Annotated in this window: 23 protein-coding genes; 1 reads left to right on the forward strand and 22 read right to left on the reverse strand. The window is 52.5% G+C overall.

The features are described from left to right. Nucleotides 1-83: 83 nt before the first annotated feature. The 20 genes from hflX to E9531_RS08200 all read right to left on the reverse strand — a co-directional run bounded on the left by hflX (nucleotide 84) and on the right by E9531_RS08200 (nucleotide 20,220). A complete protein-coding gene (hflX, locus tag E9531_RS08105; RefSeq protein WP_244610041.1) occupies nucleotides 84-1,301 on the reverse strand; it encodes a GTPase HflX in 1,218 nt (405 codons plus the stop codon). A 166-nt stretch (nucleotides 1,302-1,467) separates the two neighbouring features. Further along, entirely contained in the window at nucleotides 1,468-1,710 is a 243-nt protein-coding gene (hfq, locus tag E9531_RS08110) for an RNA chaperone Hfq (protein ID WP_136573262.1), read from the reverse strand. Between the two features lie 181 nt (nucleotides 1,711-1,891). Beyond that, entirely contained in the window at nucleotides 1,892-3,241 is a 1,350-nt protein-coding gene (gene der / locus E9531_RS08115) for a ribosome biogenesis GTPase Der (RefSeq protein ID WP_136573263.1), read from the reverse strand. A 113-nt stretch (nucleotides 3,242-3,354) separates the two neighbouring features. After that, nucleotides 3,355-4,527, reverse strand: coding sequence for an outer membrane protein assembly factor BamB (gene bamB / locus E9531_RS08120; protein WP_136573264.1), 1,173 nt, complete (start codon nucleotides 4,525-4,527; stop codon nucleotides 3,355-3,357). Between the two features lie 42 nt (nucleotides 4,528-4,569). Then, a complete protein-coding gene (locus E9531_RS08125; RefSeq protein ID WP_158291740.1) occupies nucleotides 4,570-5,238 on the reverse strand; it encodes a YfgM family protein in 669 nt (222 codons plus the stop codon). Between the two features lie 134 nt (nucleotides 5,239-5,372). Continuing rightward, nucleotides 5,373-6,722 (reverse strand): histidine--tRNA ligase, encoded by a 1,350-nt coding sequence (gene hisS, locus E9531_RS08130; RefSeq protein ID WP_280177186.1) that lies wholly within the window; start codon nucleotides 6,720-6,722, stop codon nucleotides 5,373-5,375. An 87-nt stretch (nucleotides 6,723-6,809) separates the two neighbouring features. Continuing rightward, nucleotides 6,810-8,108: a flavodoxin-dependent (E)-4-hydroxy-3-methylbut-2-enyl-diphosphate synthase gene (gene ispG, locus E9531_RS08135; RefSeq protein ID WP_136573267.1), complete on the reverse strand. Its 1,299-nt coding sequence runs from the start codon at nucleotides 8,106-8,108 to the stop codon at nucleotides 6,810-6,812. Nucleotides 8,109-8,140: 32 nt separating this feature from the next. Then, nucleotides 8,141-9,259, reverse strand: a complete 1,119-nt coding sequence (locus E9531_RS08140; protein WP_158291741.1) for a helix-turn-helix domain-containing protein — start codon at nucleotides 9,257-9,259, stop codon at nucleotides 8,141-8,143. Continuing rightward, entirely contained in the window at nucleotides 9,252-10,088 is an 837-nt protein-coding gene (gene pilW / locus E9531_RS08145; RefSeq protein ID WP_136573269.1) for a type IV pilus biogenesis/stability protein PilW, read from the reverse strand. The genes E9531_RS08140 and pilW overlap by 8 nt, the downstream gene beginning before the upstream one ends. 30 nt (nucleotides 10,089-10,118) lie before the next feature. Beyond that, complete coding sequence (gene rlmN / locus E9531_RS08150; protein ID WP_136573270.1) at nucleotides 10,119-11,264, reverse strand: dual-specificity RNA methyltransferase RlmN; 1,146 nt, start codon at nucleotides 11,262-11,264, stop codon at nucleotides 10,119-10,121. Nucleotides 11,265-11,484: 220 nt separating this feature from the next. Further along, the gene (ndk, locus tag E9531_RS08155; RefSeq protein ID WP_136573271.1) at nucleotides 11,485-11,910 is read right to left on the reverse strand and encodes a nucleoside-diphosphate kinase; all 426 of its coding nucleotides are present in this window, start codon (nucleotides 11,908-11,910) and stop codon (nucleotides 11,485-11,487) included. A 78-nt stretch (nucleotides 11,911-11,988) separates the two neighbouring features. Then, nucleotides 11,989-13,359 carry a pseudouridine synthase gene (locus E9531_RS08160; RefSeq protein WP_244610042.1) on the reverse strand — a complete coding sequence of 457 codons (1,371 nt, stop codon included), beginning with the start codon at nucleotides 13,357-13,359 and terminating at the stop codon, nucleotides 11,989-11,991. Between the two features lie 115 nt (nucleotides 13,360-13,474). After that, nucleotides 13,475-14,395 (reverse strand): SMC-Scp complex subunit ScpB, encoded by a 921-nt coding sequence (scpB, locus tag E9531_RS08165; RefSeq protein ID WP_136573272.1) that lies wholly within the window; start codon nucleotides 14,393-14,395, stop codon nucleotides 13,475-13,477. Nucleotides 14,396-14,513: 118 nt separating this feature from the next. Continuing rightward, nucleotides 14,514-15,569 (reverse strand): RluA family pseudouridine synthase, encoded by a 1,056-nt coding sequence (locus tag E9531_RS08170; protein ID WP_136573273.1) that lies wholly within the window; start codon nucleotides 15,567-15,569, stop codon nucleotides 14,514-14,516. Nucleotides 15,570-15,673: 104 nt separating this feature from the next. Beyond that, nucleotides 15,674-16,513 (reverse strand): peptidoglycan DD-metalloendopeptidase family protein, encoded by an 840-nt coding sequence (locus E9531_RS08175; protein ID WP_136573274.1) that lies wholly within the window; start codon nucleotides 16,511-16,513, stop codon nucleotides 15,674-15,676. Between the two features lie 14 nt (nucleotides 16,514-16,527). Continuing rightward, nucleotides 16,528-17,370: a protein-L-isoaspartate(D-aspartate) O-methyltransferase gene (locus E9531_RS08180; RefSeq protein WP_136573275.1), complete on the reverse strand. Its 843-nt coding sequence runs from the start codon at nucleotides 17,368-17,370 to the stop codon at nucleotides 16,528-16,530. Next, nucleotides 17,370-18,200, reverse strand: a complete 831-nt coding sequence (gene surE, locus E9531_RS08185) for a 5'/3'-nucleotidase SurE (protein ID WP_136573370.1) — start codon at nucleotides 18,198-18,200, stop codon at nucleotides 17,370-17,372. Before surE ends, E9531_RS08180 begins: the two co-directional genes overlap by 1 nt. 38 nt (nucleotides 18,201-18,238) lie before the next feature. Further along, entirely contained in the window at nucleotides 18,239-18,877 is a 639-nt protein-coding gene (locus tag E9531_RS08190; protein WP_136573276.1) for a hypothetical protein, read from the reverse strand. Nucleotides 18,878-18,914: 37 nt separating this feature from the next. After that, entirely contained in the window at nucleotides 18,915-19,478 is a 564-nt protein-coding gene (locus E9531_RS08195) for a ClpXP protease specificity-enhancing factor (protein ID WP_136573277.1), read from the reverse strand. 142 nt (nucleotides 19,479-19,620) lie between these two features. Continuing rightward, a complete protein-coding gene (locus tag E9531_RS08200; protein WP_136573278.1) occupies nucleotides 19,621-20,220 on the reverse strand; it encodes a glutathione S-transferase N-terminal domain-containing protein in 600 nt (199 codons plus the stop codon). Between the two features lie 263 nt (nucleotides 20,221-20,483). On the opposite strand from E9531_RS08200, the gene mscL reads away from it, so the two are divergent. Next, nucleotides 20,484-20,906, forward strand: coding sequence for a large conductance mechanosensitive channel protein MscL (gene mscL, locus E9531_RS08205; protein WP_136573279.1), 423 nt, complete (start codon nucleotides 20,484-20,486; stop codon nucleotides 20,904-20,906). Nucleotides 20,907-20,994: 88 nt separating this feature from the next. Here the strand turns inward: mscL and E9531_RS08210 are convergent, their stop codons facing one another. Then, nucleotides 20,995-21,777, reverse strand: a complete 783-nt coding sequence (locus E9531_RS08210) for a Nif3-like dinuclear metal center hexameric protein (RefSeq protein ID WP_136573280.1) — start codon at nucleotides 21,775-21,777, stop codon at nucleotides 20,995-20,997. Further along, nucleotides 21,777-22,409, reverse strand: a complete 633-nt coding sequence (locus E9531_RS08215) for a GbsR/MarR family transcriptional regulator (protein WP_425293570.1) — start codon at nucleotides 22,407-22,409, stop codon at nucleotides 21,777-21,779. The genes E9531_RS08210 and E9531_RS08215 overlap by 1 nt, the downstream gene beginning before the upstream one ends. Nucleotides 22,410-22,591: the final 182 nt, after the last annotated feature.

Consider the following 22,591-nt stretch of genomic DNA (forward strand, 5'->3'; position numbering starts at 1 on the left):
AGCACCAACGCCAATAAAGCGCGAAAGGGATGATTGTGCCTAAATCAGAGTTCAGTAGGGTATTTCAAGGGTTATTTGTCAGGTTATACCTGCGCACCCTCACCCTGATCAAACCCATCATCAGTGAGCACATCACCGTGTTCATCTGCCCACGCTGGGGCACTATCAGATCGGTGCGCAAGCCACCAGCGCGAAAGCACTTCGCGCAACTCATCCAAACCCTGCCCTGTATGCGCACTGATGAACACCCTAGGGATTTGACGTCCTTGAATTTCCATGGTGTCGTGCATAGCAACAGGTTGTTGTGCGTCCGCCAGACGGTCAAGCTTATTGAACACCAGCATTTGCGGCACTTGGTCAGCACCAATCTCTTCCAGTACCCGCACGACCTCTTGAATTTGTTCTGGAAAATGCGGATTAGACGCATCGACCACATGCAGCAACAAGTCAGCATCAACGGCCTCTTGCAACGTCGCCTGAAATGCCTCAACCAAGCCATGCGGTAAATCACGGATAAACCCCACCGTGTCAGAGAGGGACACATTGGCTTGCGCCTGCTGCAAATACAACTGGCGCGTGGTCGTGTCTAGAGTCGCAAACAGCTGATCGGCAGCGTAAGCGCGCGCCTTCACCATCGCATTGAATAAAGAAGACTTACCCGCATTGGTATAGCCTACTAATGAGATGTTGAAGACTGCATTGCGCTGGCGTTGACGACGTTGGGTACTGCGCTGCTTTTTAAGTTTGCTCAAGCGCTCACGAACGCGCTTAATGGCATCGCCAATCATGCGACGATCCAACTCAATCTGGGTCTCACCCGGACCGCCGCGCGCGCCAATACCGCCACGCTGACGCTCCAAGTGCGACCAGCGCCGCACCAAACGGGTACTGAGGTATTGCAACCGCGCCAATTCGACCTGCAACTTACCCTCGTGGCTGCGAGCACGCTGGGCAAAAATCTCCAAAATCAAAAAAGTGCGGTCATACACTGGCATGCCCATTTCGCGCTCCAGATTACGCTGCTGCGCAGGGCTCAAGGCTTGGTCGAAAATAATTTCACCCGCACCATGGCCCAATGCCAAAGCTTTGATCTCTTGCACCTTTCCTGTGCCGATGAAATAGGCAGGATCAGGAAATTTTCTTTTCACAACTACGCGATCACATACTTGAAGCCCGGCTGTCTGGGCCAGTAATCCAAGTTCTTCAAGTTCGCTATCAAAGTGCGCTTCTCCAAAATCGACCCCCACCAACAAAGCTGGTGGCACCTCTACGGGGGTGACTGCAAATTCGTTTTTACTCAACTGAAATAATGAATCGGAATGGCTCCAGAAAAAACCATCCTATAACGCAACAAGCCAGCCTCAAGCCCCCTGCAAAGGAGCCCAAAAGCTGGCCAATTCAAAGCAGCTTGCACTGCCCGGTTGCAATAGGAATTGCCTTTGAGTCGACAACAGCAACGCTGTCGTTTTACTCGCTTGCCTGCTCTGCAGGTGCGGCAAAGTTCACTGGTCTAGCTGGAACGATGGTAGAGATGGCATGTTTGTAGACCATTTGGGTCACAGTATTGCGCAGCAAAACCACATATTGATCAAAAGACTCGATCTGGCCTTGCAGCTTGATGCCGTTTACCAAATAGATCGAGACGGGAACGTGCTCACGACGCAGGGCATTCAAAAACGGATCCTGCAAAAGTTGGCCTTTGTTGCTCACGATATAACTCCGTGTTGGCTATTGTTGTTAAAAAGAAAAGAACTCGTACCATAACACAGCATGAAGGCATTAGTGAAAACCATAGGCCATGCAGGGTGGAAAAAAGCAAAAACATACATTCTGCACATAGCCTGGCGCTTAGCCATACTCCATAGTGCAACTTAAGCTGCCCAGCGACTGCTTACTTTTTGTCTGCGTATGGGTTTTCTGAGGTACGCAACTCTATGCGCAAAGGTGTTCCTTCGAGCTTGAATGCCTTGCGAAACCACGTCTCCAAAAACCGTTGATAAGACTGGCTCAGGTGATCCAGCGAATTGCCATGAATCACGATAATGGGGGGATTCATACCGCCTTGGTGCGCATAACGCGGTTTAGGACGATACATACCACTCTTGCGCGGTGCTTGGTACTGCAGGGCCTCTTGCAACAGCCGTGTGAGCTTAGCTGTTTGCATTTTGCAAGTGGCCGCCGCATAAGCAGCATCTATGGCAGTCCACAAAGGCCCCAAGCCCTGACGTTTGAGCGCAGAAATATGCTTGAGCGCAGCGAACTTCATAAAGCTCAAACGCAGCTCAATTGAACGTTCCAGTTGCTCACGCTGGTAGCGATCCAAAGCATCCCACTTATTCACAGCAACGACTACTGCCCGGCCTGATTCCAAAATAAAGCCTGCAATATGGGCATCCTGATCAGTAACACCATCTACCGCATCAATGACTAGAACAACCACTTGCGCGCCCTCAATGGCTTGCAAAGTTTTAACCACGGAGAATTTTTCAATGGATTGAAACACTTTGCCTTTGCGGCGCAAACCGGCCGTATCAATCAGTTCGTAGCGCTGTTCACCACGCTGAAACGGCACGCGGATGGCATCACGGGTCGTACCTGGCATGTCAAAAGCGACCAAGCGCTCTTCACCCAACCAAGCATTGATCAAAGTAGATTTGCCTGCGTTTGGCCTGCCAGCTACAGCAATACGGATTGTGCTGTCTTCTTGCTCTTCTTCAGAAGCGGCCTCCTCATCGTCAGACACCTCTGGAGGCAGCATCTCTTGCGCCAGTTCAAGCACATCGCGCACCCCTTGGCCATGTGCAGCAGAAATGGCATAAACCTCGCCTAAACCTAACTCATAAAATTCAGACAGCTGCGCGCTGTCCTTCATGCCTTCTGCCTTATTGGCAACCAACAAGGTCGGCTTGCCAATTTTGCGCAAATAGCGTGCAATCTCTTGGTCTTGCCCTGCCAAACCAGCTCGCACATCAAGCATGAAGATGACGAGGTCCGCCTCGGCAATCGCCTGCAAAGTCTGGCCCGCCATTTTCTGAAAAATCGCGCCTTCGGAACTGTCTTCCAAGCCCCCTGTATCAATCACGATGAATTGACGCTTGCCCAGTTTGGCTGTGCCGTAGTGGCGGTCACGCGTCAGGCCTGCAAAATCGGCCACGATCGCATCACGGGTACGCGTCAAGCGGTTAAATAACGTGGATTTGCCAACATTGGGCCGACCCACCAAAGCAATGACTGGGAGCATGTCTAGCCCTTCACATTTCTAGCACATCAAAAATACGTAATGGCCGCTGTCAACAGGCAGCAGCCATCTTCAAACATTCACGCCTGCGTCACGGCAAGCATGGGTTCAATCCATTAATCAGGACGGTAAGCAAACACCGCGCCGTTATTGGTAATGGCAATCAATGTATTGGCTGCATACACTGGCGCCAAACGAATACCTGAACTGTTGGTCTGGAATCGATTCAGAGGTGAGCCATCACTGCGCTCAAGCAAGTGCAGCAGCCCTGTCGAATCGCCGACAACCACAGCGCGCCCAACCTGCACGGGCGCCGACAATTGGCGATACTGTAAGCGATCGCTCAACCATTGCTGCTTGCCATCCACACGGTCCCAAGCCTGCATACGCCCAGTGGCATCAACGCTGTAAACGGCACCCTCATCTCCACCAACGCCAACAGCGCCGTTGAGTTTTTGCGTCCACGTGGTTTCACCACGCGATGCATTCACACACCCAATGGCCGTTTGGAAGGCCTGCACACAAACGTTGTTACCCACTCGGCTGTAATGCCCTACGACATCGACCAAGCGTTCAATGTCGTTGATGCCACGCGGCATAGCAATAGGGGCCTCCCAGCGGATGGAACCGGTGTCCGGACTCATACCAACCAAACGACCAGAATAACCCGCAACCAAAGTATTGCCCACTGCCGTCAATAGCAACGACTCCTGAAGCGAAAGGTTCTCGCCATCCGTGCCGGGACGATCCCAAATCAATGCGCCATTGTCGGCATCCAAAGCCAACACAGCACGATCAGCGGTTACCACAAACACCCGCTCACCAGCCACGAATGGGGCTGTAAACGAACGGCCAGGCAGGGCATATCGCCATTGCTCCTGACCATCACGCAGTGCCACAACTTCATTCTGTGCGGTGATGACCGCAAAGGTTTGTCCATCGCCACCAACACCGGCAACCAAACGGTCCTTCAGGCTGGCACGCCACAACTCAGCACCCGTGTTGGCTTGTAGACTAACCACGGTACCCGATGCGGTAGCCAAGGTCACCGCATCACCCTGAACCAACGGTGAGAGCTGAATAGATCCAACAGTGCCAATATTGGCCGTCCAAACTTGTGATGCGGCAAAACGCGCCACATTAGGTTCAAGTTCTTTAGGTTTAGGCGTCTTGCTGCTAGAGAACACGGAGCAGGCTACCAACTGCGCGGCAACTACGGCCAACAAGGCGCAGCGCAACACCCGTTTACGCGAAAGGCTATTCGCTTTGAGCGACAAGGATTGAGTCATCTGTGATCCTGAGAAAAAAGCAGCTATTTCCGGATTCGATTATTAAGCGCCCGCACGGTTCAATGCCGCAGGAGTTTGGCCCAGCGCATTGAGTTTGCTTTGCACAACCAGACGATAACGCGCAGTTGGTTCAAACGCTTCAAAGGCCGCGTTGTAAGCTGCAATGGCCTCTTGGGTTTTGCCTTGCTTTTGCAAAATATCGCCTTTGCGGTCATCGCGCAAAGCACGGAACTCGTATGGAAAGGAGAAGCCGTTCAACGTAGCCAATGCCGTATCCCACTGCTGCTGCTGCATTTGCACAGACGTCAAATGCAATGTGGCCAACGCACGAAAGCCCTCATCCTTAGAATTGCTTGCCACCCATTTAAACGCATCTGCTGCTGCTGCCCAGTTTTCTTTTTCCACCCAATAGCGCCCTGCAACAAGGGATGCCTGGCTGGCCTGCACAGTTTTACCGTAAGAAGATTGCAAAAGCTCCAGACGCTGAGTCACAGCATCAGCCTGTTGCTGCTCAGTCCCTACGCGAACCTGATCAAACAATTCTGCTGCTTTGCTTGCTTGGCTTGACTGCCAATACTGGTAACCATTAAAGCCAGCAATGGCCGCAACTACAGCGAACACAGCTACAGAAATCAACGTTCCCCAGCTACTCCAAAAATGCTTGAGTGTGGCCAGTTGTTCTTGTTCTTGCAAATCAAAATGTGTTGCCATAAAAACCATCAATATTTGTAAAAACCTCTCGACCATCCGAGAGGCCTGTCATGAATACCCTGCAATCCCAGCACTATAGCAAGCACAATGATTGTCCTGCCGCTTATCGGCGCTTATTGACAGACCAATGCCACTTACTGAGCAATCGGTGATTGTATGCGCGCGGCCAACGCATCGATATTGCTGAGTGCATAGAGCACCTGCTCACCAGCATGGCGCAGTGGCTTGAGTGCCACCTCGCCACGGGCCAATTCATCCGTACCGAACACCAACGCCCATGCCGCACCACTGGCATCCGCGCGCTTGAATTGGGATTTAAAACTGCCCATTCCCTGCGCTGAATCCGCACTGGTGTGCAACTGCGCGGCCACACCCATACGGCGCAATGCTGTCAGTAAGGCCATAGCCTGTGGAAGCGCTGCGGCATCAGGCACAATCGCGTAAACAGAAGGGCTTTTCGCCGCCGGCACCAGCTGCTGCTCCTTAACCAACTCCAGCACCCGCTCGACACCAAATGCCCACCCCACTGCGGGAGCAGCCTTACCACCGATCTGCTCGATCAGGTAGTCATAACGGCCACCACCACAAATCGTACCTTGTGAGCCAAGCGCTTCGGATACAAATTCAAAAACCGTCAGGTTGTAATAGTCCAGCCCTCGCACCAGTCGTGGATTGATCTGCCACTTCACACCTTGCGCCTGCAAAATAGCCTGCACTTGTTCAAAGTGTTTGAGTGATGCATCGCCCAAGTACTCCATCAATTTAGGCGCTTGTGTTGCCAATTCCTGCATGGCAGGATTTTTGGTATCCAAAATCCTTAATGGATTACTGTGCAAACGACGCTTTGCGTCCTCATCCAACTGGTCCTCATTCGCCTGAAAATAAGCAATCAAGGCTTCGCGATGGCGCTGACGCTCTTCAGGTTGCCCAAGACTATTGAGCTGTAACGTCACATCCTTGAGACCGATTTGCTGCCACAGCTCATGGGCCAGCAAAATCATCTCTGCATCGACTTCTGGCCCGGCAAACCCCAAAGCCTCCGCCCCTACCTGGTGGAATTGACGGTAACGTCCACGCTGCGGACGTTCACGACGAAACATGGGAGCCATGTAGTAAAGGCGTTTTCCTCCGTCATACAGATAGGAGTGCTCAGAAACTGCACGCACCACACCAGCAGTCCCCTCGGGCCGTAGGCTCAAATGGTCGGCATCACCCTGTTTATCAGCCCTGTCTTCAAAGGAATACATTTCCTTCTCGACGATATCGGTGACTTCTCCCAAGCCACGCACAAACAAACCGGTATGTTCCAGCACCGGGGTACGCACATTGCGATACGACCATTGGTGCATCACAGCGCGCACCTTTTCCTCCAGCCACTCCCACAGGGCAGACTCCGGCGGCAGAATGTCATTCATTCCGCGGATGGCCTGTACAGGCTTGAAAGATGGTTTATTTTTGGAAGTAGCTGCACCCGTTTGGGGCAAAGAATCAAGATCGCTCACAGAATTATTTTCACAGATAGAAGAAATACATACAGTGCGTCGCAAACAAGCGAGTCGGGCACCATTCTTTTATTCATTCGAGGCAGACGCCGATGCGCCATACCGACGCTCAACATAGTCACTAACAATACGGTGGAATTGCTGAGCAATATCATCGCCCTTGAGCAGCATAGTTCGCTCACCATCAATGAACACAGGTGCCGAAGGAGCTTCACCATTGCCCGGCAGGCTAATACCAATGTCAGCGTGCTTGCTCTCACCGGGACCATTGACGATGCACCCCATCACTGCCACCTTCATGTTTTCCACCCCTGGATAGCGCGTGCGCCACAAGGGCATTTGGCCACGCAGAAAATCATCAATTTGCTTGGCCAATTCCTGAAACGTGGTACTGGTGGTTCGACCACAACCTGGACATGCCGTAACACTGGGCACAAATACGCGCAACCCCAGCGCCTGCAAAATTTCTGAAGCGACCAACACCTCCTGTGTTCTGGCTTCACCCGGTTGGGGCGTGAGTGAGACACGAATAGTGTCCCCAATTCCCTCTTGCAGCAAAATCGCTAGGGCTGCAGCCGATGCCACCGTACCCTTGGCTCCCATGCCAGCCTCAGTCAAACCCAAGTGAAGAGGGTAATTGCAGCGCTTAGACAATTCGCGGTAGACCGCAATCAAATCTTGTACAGCGCTAACCTTGCAGGAAAGGATCACTTGTCCAGGCTGCATACCCATTTGCACCGCTTTTTGAGCAGAACCAATTGCCGAGGTAATCAATGCCTCGTACATGACTTGACGGGCATCCCAGGGTGCTGCACGTTGCAGATTTTCATCCATTAACTTGGCCAGCAACTCCTGATCCAAGCTTCCCCAGTTGACACCAATGCGCACCGGCTTGTTCCACTTCAGCGCAGCATCAATCATCTGGCCAAACTGAACATCGTGCCGAGCACCTTTGCCCACGTTACCAGGATTAATGCGGTATTTTGAGAGTGCTTGGGCACAAGCAGGCACCTCAGTCAGCAGTTTGTGGCCATTGAAATGGAAATCGCCTACAAGAGGGACATCCACCCCCATGCGGTCCAACTGATCACGAATGTGTGGAACAGCCTCTGCGGCTTTGTTGGTGTTGACGGTCAGACGCACCATTTCAGAGCCAGCCAACGCCAACTCTTTGACCTGAATGGCCGTTTCAATTACAGACTCCGTGTCCGTATTAGTCATCGACTGGATGCGTACAGGCGCCCCACCACCAATGGTGACAACGCGCGCGCGCCACTCGACACGTGCCTGCAATGACGTATGTGCTTTGGGTTGCGACAAGGCAATAGGACAAGAGCCGATCCCGAGCGGACTTTCAGCAGAATCCATAGCCTCACCCTTATGAATCAAGAGTGACACTGTCACGGAGTCACCTCAAACCGAGCCACATTGCCACGCGCAAATGGGTGCACATCGAAGTCCTGCCCTTTAACGGTGACTTTGACCGCATCCGCACGGCCTATTTCAACGCGAAGCGGAGGGGCATTGGTAATGGCGAGCTCACGCCCTTTTGGCAAAGTGCTTTGGTGCACGATAGCATTCGACTGGTCCCGAATCTGCACCCACACAGGTTCTTGGGCTTCAATACGGATCGTATCCACAGCAGCCACTGGCGTCGCAGCCTCTCCGTTCACAACAGGATTCACAGCTGGTGCCGAAGCGGCCGACTGAGCAACATTTGCCGCGCCAAGCCCAGTGCCATGGGATGCAGCAGTGGTCAAGGCACTTGAAACAACTGCAGTGTTTGCGCCCCCAAGCGGAGCCGCTCCTGCTACCGTTGACGAGGAAGTTTCTTCCGATTGTTCCTCTGACTCTGGCGCTTGTGCTGGTACAGGCTCGCCATCACTACTATCGGCATTAGCAGTCTGCAATGCAGCAAGTCCGGGCACCTGCAAAGTCTGAATGCCTGAGCCACGGTTCGTACTTTCGACGGTGCCTTGGCCGTTCGCTATTTGCGAGCTTTGGCTTGCATCCAGATTCAGTATGCGCTGGACTTGAGGCCAAAAATAGACAGCCACAGCAGCCAACAAGAGCGCGCCGACGGCTAGCAACACCTTAGGTGCGGAGGAAGCTTCTTTGATGCTGGATGAGCCCAGTGTGGGCTGCTCTCCCCCTTTGAAAGGTTGGTTGAGCCCATCAGAATCGCGCCCCAACTTGGGCGAGCTTGCGCTTGGAAATAAAGCCATGACTGGCGCCGAATCAGCCCCAAGCAAACGGCAAATACTCAATGCCAATGCACGCGTAAAAACCATGTCTGGCAGCTTCTCATAGGCATCACGCTCCAGAGCATCCAATTTATCAGGCGTCACTTTGAGAACTGCAGCCAACTCATGCAAACTCACGTGTCGCTCTTGCCTGTAATGCTGAAGCAAAGCTCCTGGTGTCTTGAGCGTTTCTATCGACGGTTTGGACAAGCCGCCTGCAGACTGCTCGCCCCCTTCTGGGCTGGAATGGCTTGTAGGACTCACTGCTTCACTCATAAAACGCCTTGCGTTCATAAAGAACAAACTCTCGCGACTGGGGGAACTTACGGCTTAACACTTCACCCAGCTCACGAATACCGAGCTGGTTACCCATCGCGTTTTCAATCTTGACTCCCAACCATAGCGTTTCCGCATTGGCATAGGGAGAATTATTCAATCTGCGTACATATATTTGTGCGTCGGCGACTTGGCCTGCGTGGTACAACATGCTCGCCAAGTTGTAGGTTGCAATCGGATTGTTCGGATCGTATTCAACCGCTTTAAGCAAAGCCTGCTTTGCTGCATTGGTCTTGTCTGCTGCTTGTAAACACAGGCCCTTGGTCATCCATGTGCGCGCGGAGGTAGCGTAGCCCGGAGTTGCCAAGACTTTGTCAAAGTACACATCGCCGTCAGCATAGCGGCCTTGCTGGCACAAAATCCATCCATAGTTGTGCATCACATCTGGGTCAGAACCACGCTCGCGCATGACACGCGCGTAATCAGCCTCAGCACTGGCAAAATCCCCTCGTTGAGAATAAATCATGCCCCGCAGCACATAAGCTTCCGTCATGCTGGAATTGAGCTTCAATGCATTATTGACCTCTTCCAGAGCCACTGTGACATTACCTGCGCGTAAATACTCTGCAGCCAACTCCAAGCGTGTTTGCGCGGCTTTTTGCGAATCCGCAGACTGCGACACACCAGTAGCAGCTCCTCCTAAACTGGAGGTCGTCGTGACCGACGTTACACAGCCACTCAACACCAGCAGCGACAAGGCCACAATCGCCGTCGATACGCTATATCTTCCTGTTTTGTAGCTGCCTCGATTCAAAAAAACATGACACATACAGTTGTACCCTTGTGATGTGGATTGGTTTTACACCGGCAATGACGAGCCACTCTCTTCAATGCGTTTTTTCTGCATCCGGACCACGGCTTGGGTTCGATCTTTCACCTCACCAGCCAACTGCCCACAAGCTGCATCAATGTCATCACCTCGCGTTTTGCGCACGGTTGTGACTACGCCCGCATCGAGCAGCACCTTTGCAAAAGCTGTAACTGCTTCAGGCGAAGAACACAACAAGCCAGACTGAGGGAAAGGATTGAAGGGAATCAGATTAAGCTTAAACCACCCGACACCCTGCCCTTGACCCGAAAGCAAGTCGACCAAAGCCTTGGCATGCTCTACCGTATCGTTCACATCGGCCAGCATGCAGTATTCAAACGTAATAAAGTCACGCGGAGCAAACTCCAAATAACGGTGGCATGCCGCAATCAACTCCTCCAGCGGGTATTTTTTATTCAACGGCACCAAATGGTCGCGCAAGGGGTCTTGCGGCGCGTGCAAGGATACTGCCAACGCAACAGGCACACTTTGCGATAAGCGATCCATCATCGGCACAATACCGGATGTTGACACCGTCACGCGCCTGCGAGACAAACCAAAGGCATTGTCATCGAGCATCGTTTTCAAAGCGGGAACGAGCTGCCCATAATTCTGCAGCGGCTCACCCATGCCCATCATGACAATATTGGAGACCATTCGCTCAGAACTTTTAAAGCGCCTGCGCAACTCATGCTCGGCATACCAGAGCTGAGCCACGATTTCCCATGTTTTCAGGTTGCGGCTAAATCCCTGGTGCCCAGTCGAACAAAACCGGCAACCAATAGCACATCCCGCTTGGGAGGATACACACAAAGTCGCTCTATCCCGCTCAGGAATGTAGACGGCCTCTACGGCATCGCCCCCTCCCACATCAAAGAGCCATTTGATCGTGCCATCACGCGAGACCTGCTCTGTTAAAACAGGCAAGGCCACCACCTCAGCACAATCCTTGAGCTTGCCGCGCAACGACTTGGCCAGATCCGACATCAAGTCAAAATCAGCAACACCACGCTGGTGAATCCAGCGATACAACTGCGTTGCACGAAAGCGCTTCTCCCCCAATTGGGCGCAAAACTCCACCAAAGCCTCTAAATCGAGACCCAGAAGATTGACTTTCTGCACAGTGGATTCAGTCATGACGTGGGGGATTTTTCTATATAGGGCGCAAACACCCCATAACAATTAACCAAACAAAACAAAGACAGCAAGCCCAAGCTCATTACAGACACGAGCCTAGAGCCATAAAAATAAAGGCGATCGTCGGCATTTTAACGCCCACTCGATCGCCTTTGGCCTCACAGGACTTCGCCGCACACACGGCGACATCCTTTATCAATGCGCCTTATAGCGCACATAATTAACGCGAATAAACGTTCAGGCCCGGAAAGAAAAATGCCACTTCAGCTTGAGCTGTTTCCGCAGCATCAGAGCCATGCACTGCATTGGCGTCGATGCTATCAGCGAAGTCAGCGCGGATTGTGCCAGCGTCCGCTTTCTTTGGATCGGTTGCGCCCATCAGTTCGCGATTTTTCAAAATCGCGCCTTCACCTTCGAGCACTTGAATCATCACAGGACCAGAGATCATGAAATCCACCAAGTCTTTGAAGAAAGGGCGCTCTTTGTGCACAGCATAGAACTGCTCTGCCTCTTGGCGAGACAAGTGTGCCATACGTGCAGCAGCAATTTTCAAGCCTGCGTTTTCAAAACGGGCATAGATTTGACCGATCACATTTTTTGCAACTGCGTCGGGTTTGATGATAGAGAGGGTGCGTTCGATTGCCATAGCCGTGTTTCTTCGTTAAATAAAAAAGCCCGCCATTCTAACTTTTTTCTGCGATGCAAAGAAAAAATCTGAATGACCTCAGCGTCCACGCCCTTTGCTCGAGCGCTTACCACCGCGCTGCGGAGGTCGAATCCCCCCCTCGCCAATATATCCTTGCGGTTTTCCACCCTCTGCGCCATCCGTCTTGCGCCGTGGTGTTTGCGGTTTACGAACAACCGGTGCTGATGCCATAGACGGCCTGCGTCCCGCACCCGACGTATTGCGACGCCCGCGTGCTGCCACTGGGGCTACGGGTGCTGGCAATGGCATTTCGACCTCTTCGGTCAAACGCGCTACATCGCGCTCAGACAACTCAAACCACATGCCCCTGCGCAAACCACGCATCAATAAGACACTGCCATAACGGATGCGAATCAAGCGACTCACAGCATGGCCTACAGCCTCCATCATGCGGCGCACCTCACGATTGCGCCCTTCCGAAATGGTGACTCGATACCACTGATTGACGCCCTCGCCGCCCCCATCCTCAATACTGCCAAAAGCAGCCTCACCATCTTCAAGCGTAACCCCATTGAGCAAACGCGCACGCTCTTCATCCGACAATGCGCCCAAAATACGCACTGCGTACTCGCGCTCAAGTCCATAACGCGGGTGCATTAAGCGGTTAGCCAGATCACCCGAATTGGTCACCAACAACAAGCCCTCGGTGTTCAAATCCAAACGCCCAACGGCTTGCCACTTGCCTTGCGGCAAACTGGGTAAGCGCCTGAAAATAGTGGGTCGATTGAGAGGATCATCCCGCGTAACCATTTCGCCAGCCACCTTATGGTAGGCCAGCACACGTGGCGCGGGCGGGGCAATTCTGACCCGCACAGGCTTGCCATTGATCTTGATCTGATCGCCAAATTGAACACGCTGCCCCACGTGCGCAGGCTGGTCATTAACCAAGACTCGACCTTGCTGAATGAGCGCTTCCATTTCCAAGCGAGACCCCACCCCGGCTTGCGCCAAAACTTTGTGCAATTTGGGCTGTTCTGCATCCGGCTGCAGCACGCGTTTATGCACCGCTTTAGGTGCGGGCAAATCCTCACCATCATCGCCTGTTACTTCATCCAAAACACCGGCAATCACATCTTCAAATGCATATCCCTCTTGTTCTAGAACCTCATCGGGCAACGCATGGCCTTGCCGTTCAATCTCGGCCTCTGCTTCACTATGCGCAGAATCATTTACATGGCCACGCCGATCATCCTCTTGCATTGAATGGCGAGCGGATGGATCTGCTTTTTTGCGAACAGCCTGCTGCGCACGCAAAGCCGCAGGGCCACGACGCTTAGTACCTTCACCCATCTCCGATGCAGCCCCGCGATTACGACGAGAGACTGCAGAGGCACTTGACCCTGCTGGGCGCTCAATGGGAGTTTCTGAAGGGGATTGTTTTTTTTCCATGGGACTCACTCAAACCTTCACTGTTTACGGAAGGTTTTCAAAAAAGGGAATATGGTGCCAGTACTTTGGTTTCAACAATGAACTGGCTGTCGCGTCAATAGCGACGCATTTGTCTTCACTGATCCTTGCTCTGGCCAGGCAATTCCTGGGGCAAAGGCATGTGCGCATCGATTAACTCTTCGCGCGCCTCATCTTGCGCTTGAACCAACAACTGACCGGGACCAACTGCTTCCAACGCTTTAGAAGCAGCAGCCTCTATCTGCCTCTCAGCACTATCGGCATCTTGTTCATGCGGAGCACCTAGTGCATCGACCTCTTCAGTCAATGCCTCAGCCCCCAAACTAGCGACCTGTTCCCGCACTCCATCTGGGGTTGCTTGCGCAGCGGCAGCCACCATATCACTTTCGTCGGACACCGACTCTGGCGAAGACTGCTGCGATATTGAATTTGGTGCCTGAGCTAAGCCCAATTGCTGCAAGGTCACATCGCTAACGGCATCAATTTCTGGCAATTCGCGCAAGGAGTTTAGCCCCAAATCATCCAGAAACTGCGGCGTAGTCGCAAACAATGCAGGTCTGCCCACGCTTTCACGGTGACCAATAACCTCGATCCAACCGCGCTCTTCCAGTTGCTTGATGATTTGGCTATTGACGGCCACACCACGAATATCTTCAATATCCCCCCGGGTGACTGGCTGCCTATACGCAATGACGGCCAAAATCTCCATGGCTGCACGCGAATAGCGTGGTGCTCGCTCAGGCTCCATGCGCCCCAAATAGGGCAAAACCGCAGGACGGCTTTGAAAACGCCATCCCGAAGTAACCTGCACCAACTCCAAGCCGCGGCGCGCCCAATCAAACTGCAACTGCTCCAACCAGGCCTTGATTTGCAGCTCATCGAACGCCTCGTCAAACAAAGCCAACAAAGCATCCATTTGCATGGGGGTTTTGGCGCACAGCAAAGCGGCCTCCAAAACAGAGAGGGGGTCTACTGCCAGGGGCGCTCTAGGCTCTTCATGCACAAATGCATCAACCATTCAAAACTCACATCCAAATTGTCAGGGGCTCAATGCGCTCCAAACAGGCACTCCGTACTTGCGCCCATTTTACAGGGGTGTCATACCCCCACATAACTCGACATGCAAGCAACCTGCATTACAAGCCATCAGGCTGCGGCATATGCAACGCTCCCAGCAGGGCTTGAATATCCAGCGGCAGCGGTGCTTGCCAACTCAACGTTTCTCGCGTAACCGGGTGCTCAAAGCCCAAACACCACGCATGCAACGCCTGGCGCGTAATGGTCACATGTGGAGCACCACCATAAATAGCATCACCCACTAAAGGCCACCCCAAATGCTTTGCATGCACCCGAATTTGATGCGTCCGCCCTGTATGCAAGCGGCAGTGCAGCAAGGCGTAATCACCCTCATCTTGGCAACTTGCCCACAGCGTCATATCAGTTTGCGCAGTTTTACCGGATTGCGACATCAAATCCACGACTGCCATTCGCAATCGATTGGAAGAATCACGCCCAATGGCCGCATCAACCACCACGGTTTCCCCCCATTCGCGCCAAGGTGTTCGCGCATGTGGCGCTCGCTTGGCAATAGCCACATATTGACGCGAAACATCACGCCTTGCAATCATCTCAACCAGCGCAGCCACCATCGACAATGACTTTGCAACTACCATCAATCCACTGGTGTCCTTGTCAAGACGATGCACAATGCCAGCTCTCGGCAAAGTGGAAAAAACAGGATGATAGGCCAACAAGCCGTTGAGCAAGGTACCACTCCAGTTACCCGCAGCAGGATGCACAACCAATCCTGCAGGCTTATTCACCACCAGCAAGTGTGCGTCTTCGTACACGATATTGAGTGGCATCACCTCAGGCAAAAAAGCCTGGCTTTGCGCTGTAGGTTGAAGCTGAACGCGCAGCGTTTGACCAGCCGACACTTTCTGCGCAGGCTTGACAACAACCGCGCCACCCAAAGTCACCCACCCCTCTTTGACCAGATGCTGCAAATGGTTACGAGAAAACTCCGGTGCCAACTCCAAAAGTGCCTTGTCCAAACGCTGCCCATGCAAGGCGACGCCGATATCCATGCTCCGCTCTTCACCCGCCGCATCTACATCGATTGGTGATGCCTCATCTCCAATCGCATCAGGATCAGCAATTGCAGCCAAGGGGGTGGATTCGCTCGTATTCATTCACACAATTTAGTTATTCAAACAACAAAGGATCGGGCGATCAACGCACCGATCCTTTCATACAGGAGAAGGCAACCGTCAGTCACCTCCATTCGACACCCCTATCAACGTTTGGGCAAATACCCAGCAGGATTGACCGGCTTGCCTTGGCGACGCACTTCAAAGTGCAGCTTCACACGATCAGCGTCGGTATTGCCCATTTCAGCAATTTTCTGACCACGCGTGACGCGCTGATCTTCTTTGACCAACAGTGCGCGGTTGTGCGCATAGGCAGTCAAAAACTCATCATTGTGCTTCAGAATGATCAAATTGCCATACCCGCGCAAACCAGCACCGGCATACACCACATGGCCATCGGCTGCAGCCAGCACCGCATCACCAGCATTACCACCAATGTCATATCCCTTGTTGCTTGCCTCATTAAATCCGGCCAGCAAAGGCCCTGATGCAGGCCACACGAACTGGATACCAGAAGTGTTGGCCGCGGGAGCCGTAGCCGCCACAGTTGTCACTGGTGCCGTCGAAGTTGTTGCACCAGCCCCCGTTGAACTGGAACCACCTGATGGTGGAATAGGGCGAACTTGAACACCACTGCCTGCAGGCGCTGATGCTGCATTATTGCTGGCCGCCACGTTAGTGCCAGGCGGAACAACACGCAATGTCTGCCCCACCTCAATCACATCCGCATTCGCCAATTGGTTCCAGGCAGCAATATCCTTCCAGCTCTGACCTGTCTCAAGGCCTATCCGAATCAGTGTATCGCCTGGCTTGACTGTGTAGTGGCCTGCTGGTGCTGCTGCCACTGGAGCGACGGAACCCACTTGCCCAGAACCAGCACGGTCCTCAACAGGAGCTTCATTGAGGCTTACCCCAGAACACCCCGCAACCAAGGCGCATGCTGCCACAATGGCCCCCACTCCTACCCAACGAGTTTGAAAAAGCATTGTCTGAATCCTTCTTAATCAACGCCTGATTTTAACGGAACAAAATGAACAGCCTCCAAGGCCTGCTGCCGCAAGCCCGAAGGTGTTTTGTCAATCACTATCAATACCTGCCTGCCACCATCGGTTGACGTGGGAGCCACAATCCTTCCCCCCATTGCCAATTGGTCCGTCCATGCTTGGGGAATGGCCTCCCCTCCTGCAGCGGAAATGATGGCGGCATAGGGCCCTCCTGAAGGAAAGCCTGCCATGCCATCGCCAAACAACAAATGCAAGTTGCTCACTCTCAATGGTCTAAGGTTGTCACGCGCGCGCTCATGCAAACCGCGCACACGTTCAATCGAATACACCTCGGTTGCCAAATGACTCATCACTGCGGCCTGGTAACCGCACCCGGTACCCACCTCCAAAAGTCGCCCAGGGATACGAGCGCCAGCATGGGCATAGACATGCATGATCAATGACAACATGCGCGCGACTACACCAGGCTTGGAAATCGTCTGACCGTAACCGATTGGCAAACTGTTTTCCTCGTAAGCCTTGGCAACCAAAGCCGAATCAATGAAGGTATGACGCGGCACTAAGCGCATCGCTTCTATCACAGCCGGATGTACGCCATCTAATACCGCCAAACGTTTAACCATACGTTCGCGTGCAGCCTGTTGGCTAGACGCACTGATAGCCCCAACAGGCTGACTCGCAACCATGGAACTGTAACCAGAGACTCCACGCTGAATCGCAGTAGACGGAACCGTTTGCGCAATAGCGGCAGAAAGACCGCCAGCAACACGAACAGGAGCATTTTTGGGTGCGGCCACAGAAGGCAATATCTGAGCAGGAAAACGCGTTTTCTTCTGCATCACCCCTCCCCTTGAGATGCAATAGAGCCCACGCCTGCAACAGCAAGGTTTGCTGCTGACTTACTCATGAAATTTTCCAGCATGCACTGATCAGACCAGCGCGACAAGGCAGTGTAATCAGTCAAATCAACATGCAAAGGGGTTATTGCCACATGCCCTTGAGCCACTGCATCAAAGTCGGTGCCAGGGCTGGCATCGGCCGCAGCACCAGACGCACCAATCCAATACATGGTTTCCCCACGGGGATTTTTCTGGCAAATGACTTTTTCTGCAGCATGACGGCGGCCCAATCGACACCATTTGAGTGGCTTGAGCAAAGTCAGCGGCAAATTGGGAATATTGACATTAAGCAACCATGGCGCCCGTCCAAACCATTGATGTTGTCGCAAATGTGCCACCACAGCGGCGGCGGCTTGCGCAGCAGCATCCAGCTGAGCCCAGTCCTTGTGTACCAAAGAAAACGCCAGCGATGGTATGCCAAACAAATACCCTTCCATAGCCGCCCCGACCGTGCCCGAATACACGGTGTCATCGCCCATGTTGGCGCCATTGTTGATGCCAGAAACCACCAAATCAGGGCGGTAATCAAGCAACCCCGTCAGGGCCACATGCACACAATCAGCCGGAGTTCCATTAACGTAACGAAAACCGCCATGTGCTTGGTGCACATACAGAGGGGCATTCAACGTCAAGGCATTCGACTTGGCGCTATTGTTGTGCTCAGGCGCAACGACCTCCACCTGGGTATCAGGCAATGCGGCAAGGGCCTCGGCAAGGGCAATGATCCCTGGAGCCAAATAACCATCGTCGTTACACAACAGAATCTTCAACATATTATCTACTTCAACTCTTGCTGATGGTTGCCCTCTCAGGGCTCCAGTAATGCATCAATTTCGTCATCCCAGAAAATAGTGTGCACTTGCCATGTTTGTTCTGGACGGTAAAAAGTACAGCCTACACGAACTGCGTGGTGCTGCAACTTCACCATATACAAATGCTGCACTAGGCTTTTGCCCCCCGTACGGGAGCGCACCCACTCTTGCCCCACAATCGCGCCAAACTGGCGTACTAACAGGGCGAATTGACTTTTGGTTTGTCCTGCCAAGCGATTGATTTCTTCGCGAGCCAAAGGCCAGTAGGGGGTCAATGCCGCAAACGCCTGTTCTATTTTCTGCTCAGCCACCAACTTCACGGCAGCATCGCACAGCTTGGTGGTATCGGCCATAGTGGCCAATGGTGCCAAATTCACCTTCCCCGTCTGCACGGCTGGAGGCGACTGCATTTGCATTAATGACTGCGCGCCATGCTGCAACGGCTGCTGCATGATGGGCGTATCTAATAACGGAATCACCCCATCATTGGGAATAAGCGGCTGCGCACAAGCAGCAGCGCCAGAAAAGGCCAAGGCGATGCCCAAACCAGCCACAACCCAGTAGCGCCGTAGGGCGACATAGTCCCCTAACAACGGAACAGGGGCAACCATTCTTTGCTGCAGCAAACGCATCATAAGATCTCCAGGTGGTCGCCCAACACTCACATCAGCCTCACTTGACCAAACGCAACGATGGCCGTTTACCAGTCTTGCCCCCTGCTGTTGGAGGCTTTGGGTCAGGCTTATCAGTTGTTTTATCCTCTTCAGTGCGAGGAACTCCATCAAGAGAATGCAAAACCGGCTTGGAGCTGACCCCGCCACTCTCCCCTGGTGCTGCAGAATCAATATCAGCGACATCTAAATCTTCCGCCGCAGCAGCATTCGGGACAGCGGGCGCCTGCGTATCAAGCAAGGCATCCGCCACTGAAAAAGCCATTCCCTGTCCATTTTCACTGGCATAAATGGCCATGACACGGTGAATCGGCACCACAATTTGCCGCGGCACGCCACCAAAGCGTGCCTGAAATTCGATGTATTCATTTCCCATTTCCAGTTTAGACGTCGCGCCATAACTGATATTGAGCACAATTTCACCGTTACGCACAAACTCTGGCGGCACCTGCACCGAACCATCGACCTTTACGGCCAGGTAGGGCGTAAAACCGTTATCGGTGCACCATTCATGCAAAGCACGTAATAAATAAGGTTGGGTGGAAGGCAGTGCTTCAGTGGTCATAGTGGGATGGACAATGCATTCATGAGATCTGGTTGTTTAGCGCAAAGCCAGCCTCAACATCATCTTTAACGAGAAACGATTTCAGGAAATGGATACCCTAACACCAAAAATGGCCAGGAATCCTGGCCATTGTGTTTTTTCATCAGCGACGCATCACTTTTTCCGATGGCGTCAACGCTTCAATATAAGCTGGCCGCGAAAAAAGTCGCTCTGCATACTTGAGCAATGGAGCGGCATTGCGACTCAATTCAATGCCGTAATGCTCCAAACGCCATAGCAGCGGGGCAATCGCCACATCCAGCATAGAGAAGTTTTCCCCCAACATGTATTTATTCTTGATGAAGTTCGGTGCCAGCTGTGTCAAACGGTCACGGATGTGCGCACGGGCCTTGTCCTGCGCCTTGGTATCTCCAGACTCCAGTGTCGAAACGTGCACAAACAGCTCTTTTTCGAAATTCAGCAAAAACAAACGCACACGCGCACGATCAACCGGGTCACCCGGCATCAGCTGCGGATGCGGGAAACGCTCATCAATGTATTCATTAATGATGTTGGACTCGTACAGGATCAAGTCACGCTCCACCAGAATAGGCACCTGGCCATAAGGATTCATGACATTGATGTCATCTGGCTTATTGAAAAGATCGACATCACGGATTTCAAAATCCATGCCTTTTTCAAACAAAACAAAGCGGCAGCGGTGGGAGAACGGGCAAGTGGTGCCCGAGTACAAGACCATCATTGGGGGGAGTTCCTCAAAAAATAAAAGAGCGGTTTGCCATTGAAACCACTCTGCACGGCGGCATCATACAAAATTCGTACAGGCGATTTCAAGCCCCTTGAGCGATTCATGTGCAGCTTTCTTGCTGGAGCGCTTTCATTGCACTGCCTCTGCAGGCAAAAAAACTGTCACGCAGCTATAGCAGACGACTCAATGGCCCCTGAAGCAAACACAAATTTCCAGCACAATATCAACCTGTTTTATTTTCCTTAAAGGTTGCAACGATGGGTGTACTAAAAGAATTTCGTGAATTTGCCGTCAAAGGCAATGTGATTGACTTGGCTGTCGGCGTAATCATTGGCGGTGCATTTGGAAAGATTGTCGACTCTGTAGTCAAAGACTTGATCATGCCAGTCGTAGGTTTGGTTTTTGGCAAACTGGACTTTTCCAACCTGTTTATCGCACTTGGCACCGCCCCCGCAGGCACAGCTGAAACACTGCAAGCCTACCGCGATGCGGGTGTTCCCGTCTTCGCCTACGGCAGCTTTATCACTATCGCTTTGAACTTCATCATTCTGGCCTTCATCATTTTCATGATGATCAAACAAATCAACAAACTCAAACGTGCTGCTCCTCCAGAAGCACCGGCAGCCCCTGCAGAAGAAGTGGTGCTGCTACGTGAAATTCGCGACAGCTTGCGCAAATGAGCCTCCGACGCACGTTGTCGTGAATGTAAAACGCCACAAATACGTGGCGTTTTACATTCAAGCAAGTGCAGCAAGCCCATTCGCAGCACTAAGCAGGATTGTCTATTTCAATGAATTGGTGCTCTAGCCCCAATTCATCGGCCACAAGCTGGGCCACACAAGGCGCGCCGTAACGTTCAGTCGCATGATGGCCTGCAGCAATGAACGTCACGCCGCACTCCCGCGCTAAATGTGCTTGCGGCTCAGAAATCTCACCCGTCACAAAAGCATCAGCCCCTGCGTCAATGGCCTTTTGAAAATAACTTTGTGCCCCCCCAGTACACCAATGCAACTGGCGAATGGGCTTTCCTGCATCAATCACCGTCGGCGTCCGACCCAACTTTCGGGCAATATCTGCGCCTAATGTCAAGCCACTGCCATAAGTAACCTCAGCCTGAAACACCAAGGACCGGTCTTTAATAGGACGACCAGCCCCCCAGCCCATGCGCACCCCCAACTGCGCATTGTTGCCCCACTGCGGATGCGCGTCCAAAGGCAAATGGTAAGCCAGCAAGTTAATGTCATGCGCCAACAGTTTCTGGACTCGGCGCTTCATCCACCCTGTCAGCGTGCCATCCATGCCACGCCAAAACAAACCATGGTGCACCAATAGTGCATCGGCTTGTGCGGCAATAGCAGCATCGATCAAGTCTTCGCAGGCAGTCACGCCACTGACCAGTTTGCGCACATGAGGCTTGCCCTCTACCTGCAAGCCATTCGGACCGTAATCCTCAAAATCACCAGGTTTTAACAATGCAGACAATGTCTCAAGCAGAACGCCACGCGTAACCGAGGTCTGCGGCCTAGCAACAGGCTCGTTTGAATCCGCCATTATTTCTTTCCTCCACCAGTCAATTTATCTTTCCCTGTCAGCGTGCCATCCATGCCACGCCAAAANAGCGAAAGCAGCCGCGTCACTTTGGCGCCCATCCCCATCAACTGCATAGCGGTTTCTGGCTTGAGGTGCTGAATGTCGTCGAACCACTTCATCAACCGGTCAATCAACTCATGCATTTGCTCCATGCGTTTTTGTGCGTAGCGATCCTCATCACTCACAACCTCTTCAAGCAAAGCTGCACGCAACATAGAGGTTGTAGGTTCGATTTCGCGCCTACGCCGCTCTTCAGCCAGCACACGAAAAATTTCCCAAACGTCCTCTGGCGCCTGAAAGTATTCTCTACGGTCACCCGGTAAATGGCGCAACTGCACCAAACGCCAGGATTGCAACTCCTTCAACCCCATACTGACATTGGAGCGAGAGAACTCCAGCTTCTGCGTAATCTCTTCCGCATTCAGCGGTTTCTCAGACAAATACAGCAGCGCATAGATTTGCCCTACCGTGCGGTTGATGCCCCATCGGCTCCCCATCTCCCCAAAATGAGAGACAAATTGACGCGTCAAAGGCGACAACGGATCGTTCATAGTCAATAATCCAAGGTAATTGCATGCATCAAGCGCATTCATCTGCCCACTGCAGCATAAGCTCCTCGAGCAGGACGGCATCTTGATTGCAAAGAGACAAGATTTTCCAGAAATTTCTGAAATGTTTTGAATTTTTGAATATCTTGACAAAACTTCAGACTTTGTTTGCATTTGCTTCGCAAAATCAACATAAACCATAGTGTTATCCCTCAAGAGATTCACAA

The organism is Lampropedia puyangensis, assembly GCF_004833285.1.
Classification (GTDB): Bacteria; Pseudomonadota; Gammaproteobacteria; order Burkholderiales; family Burkholderiaceae_C; genus Lampropedia; species Lampropedia puyangensis.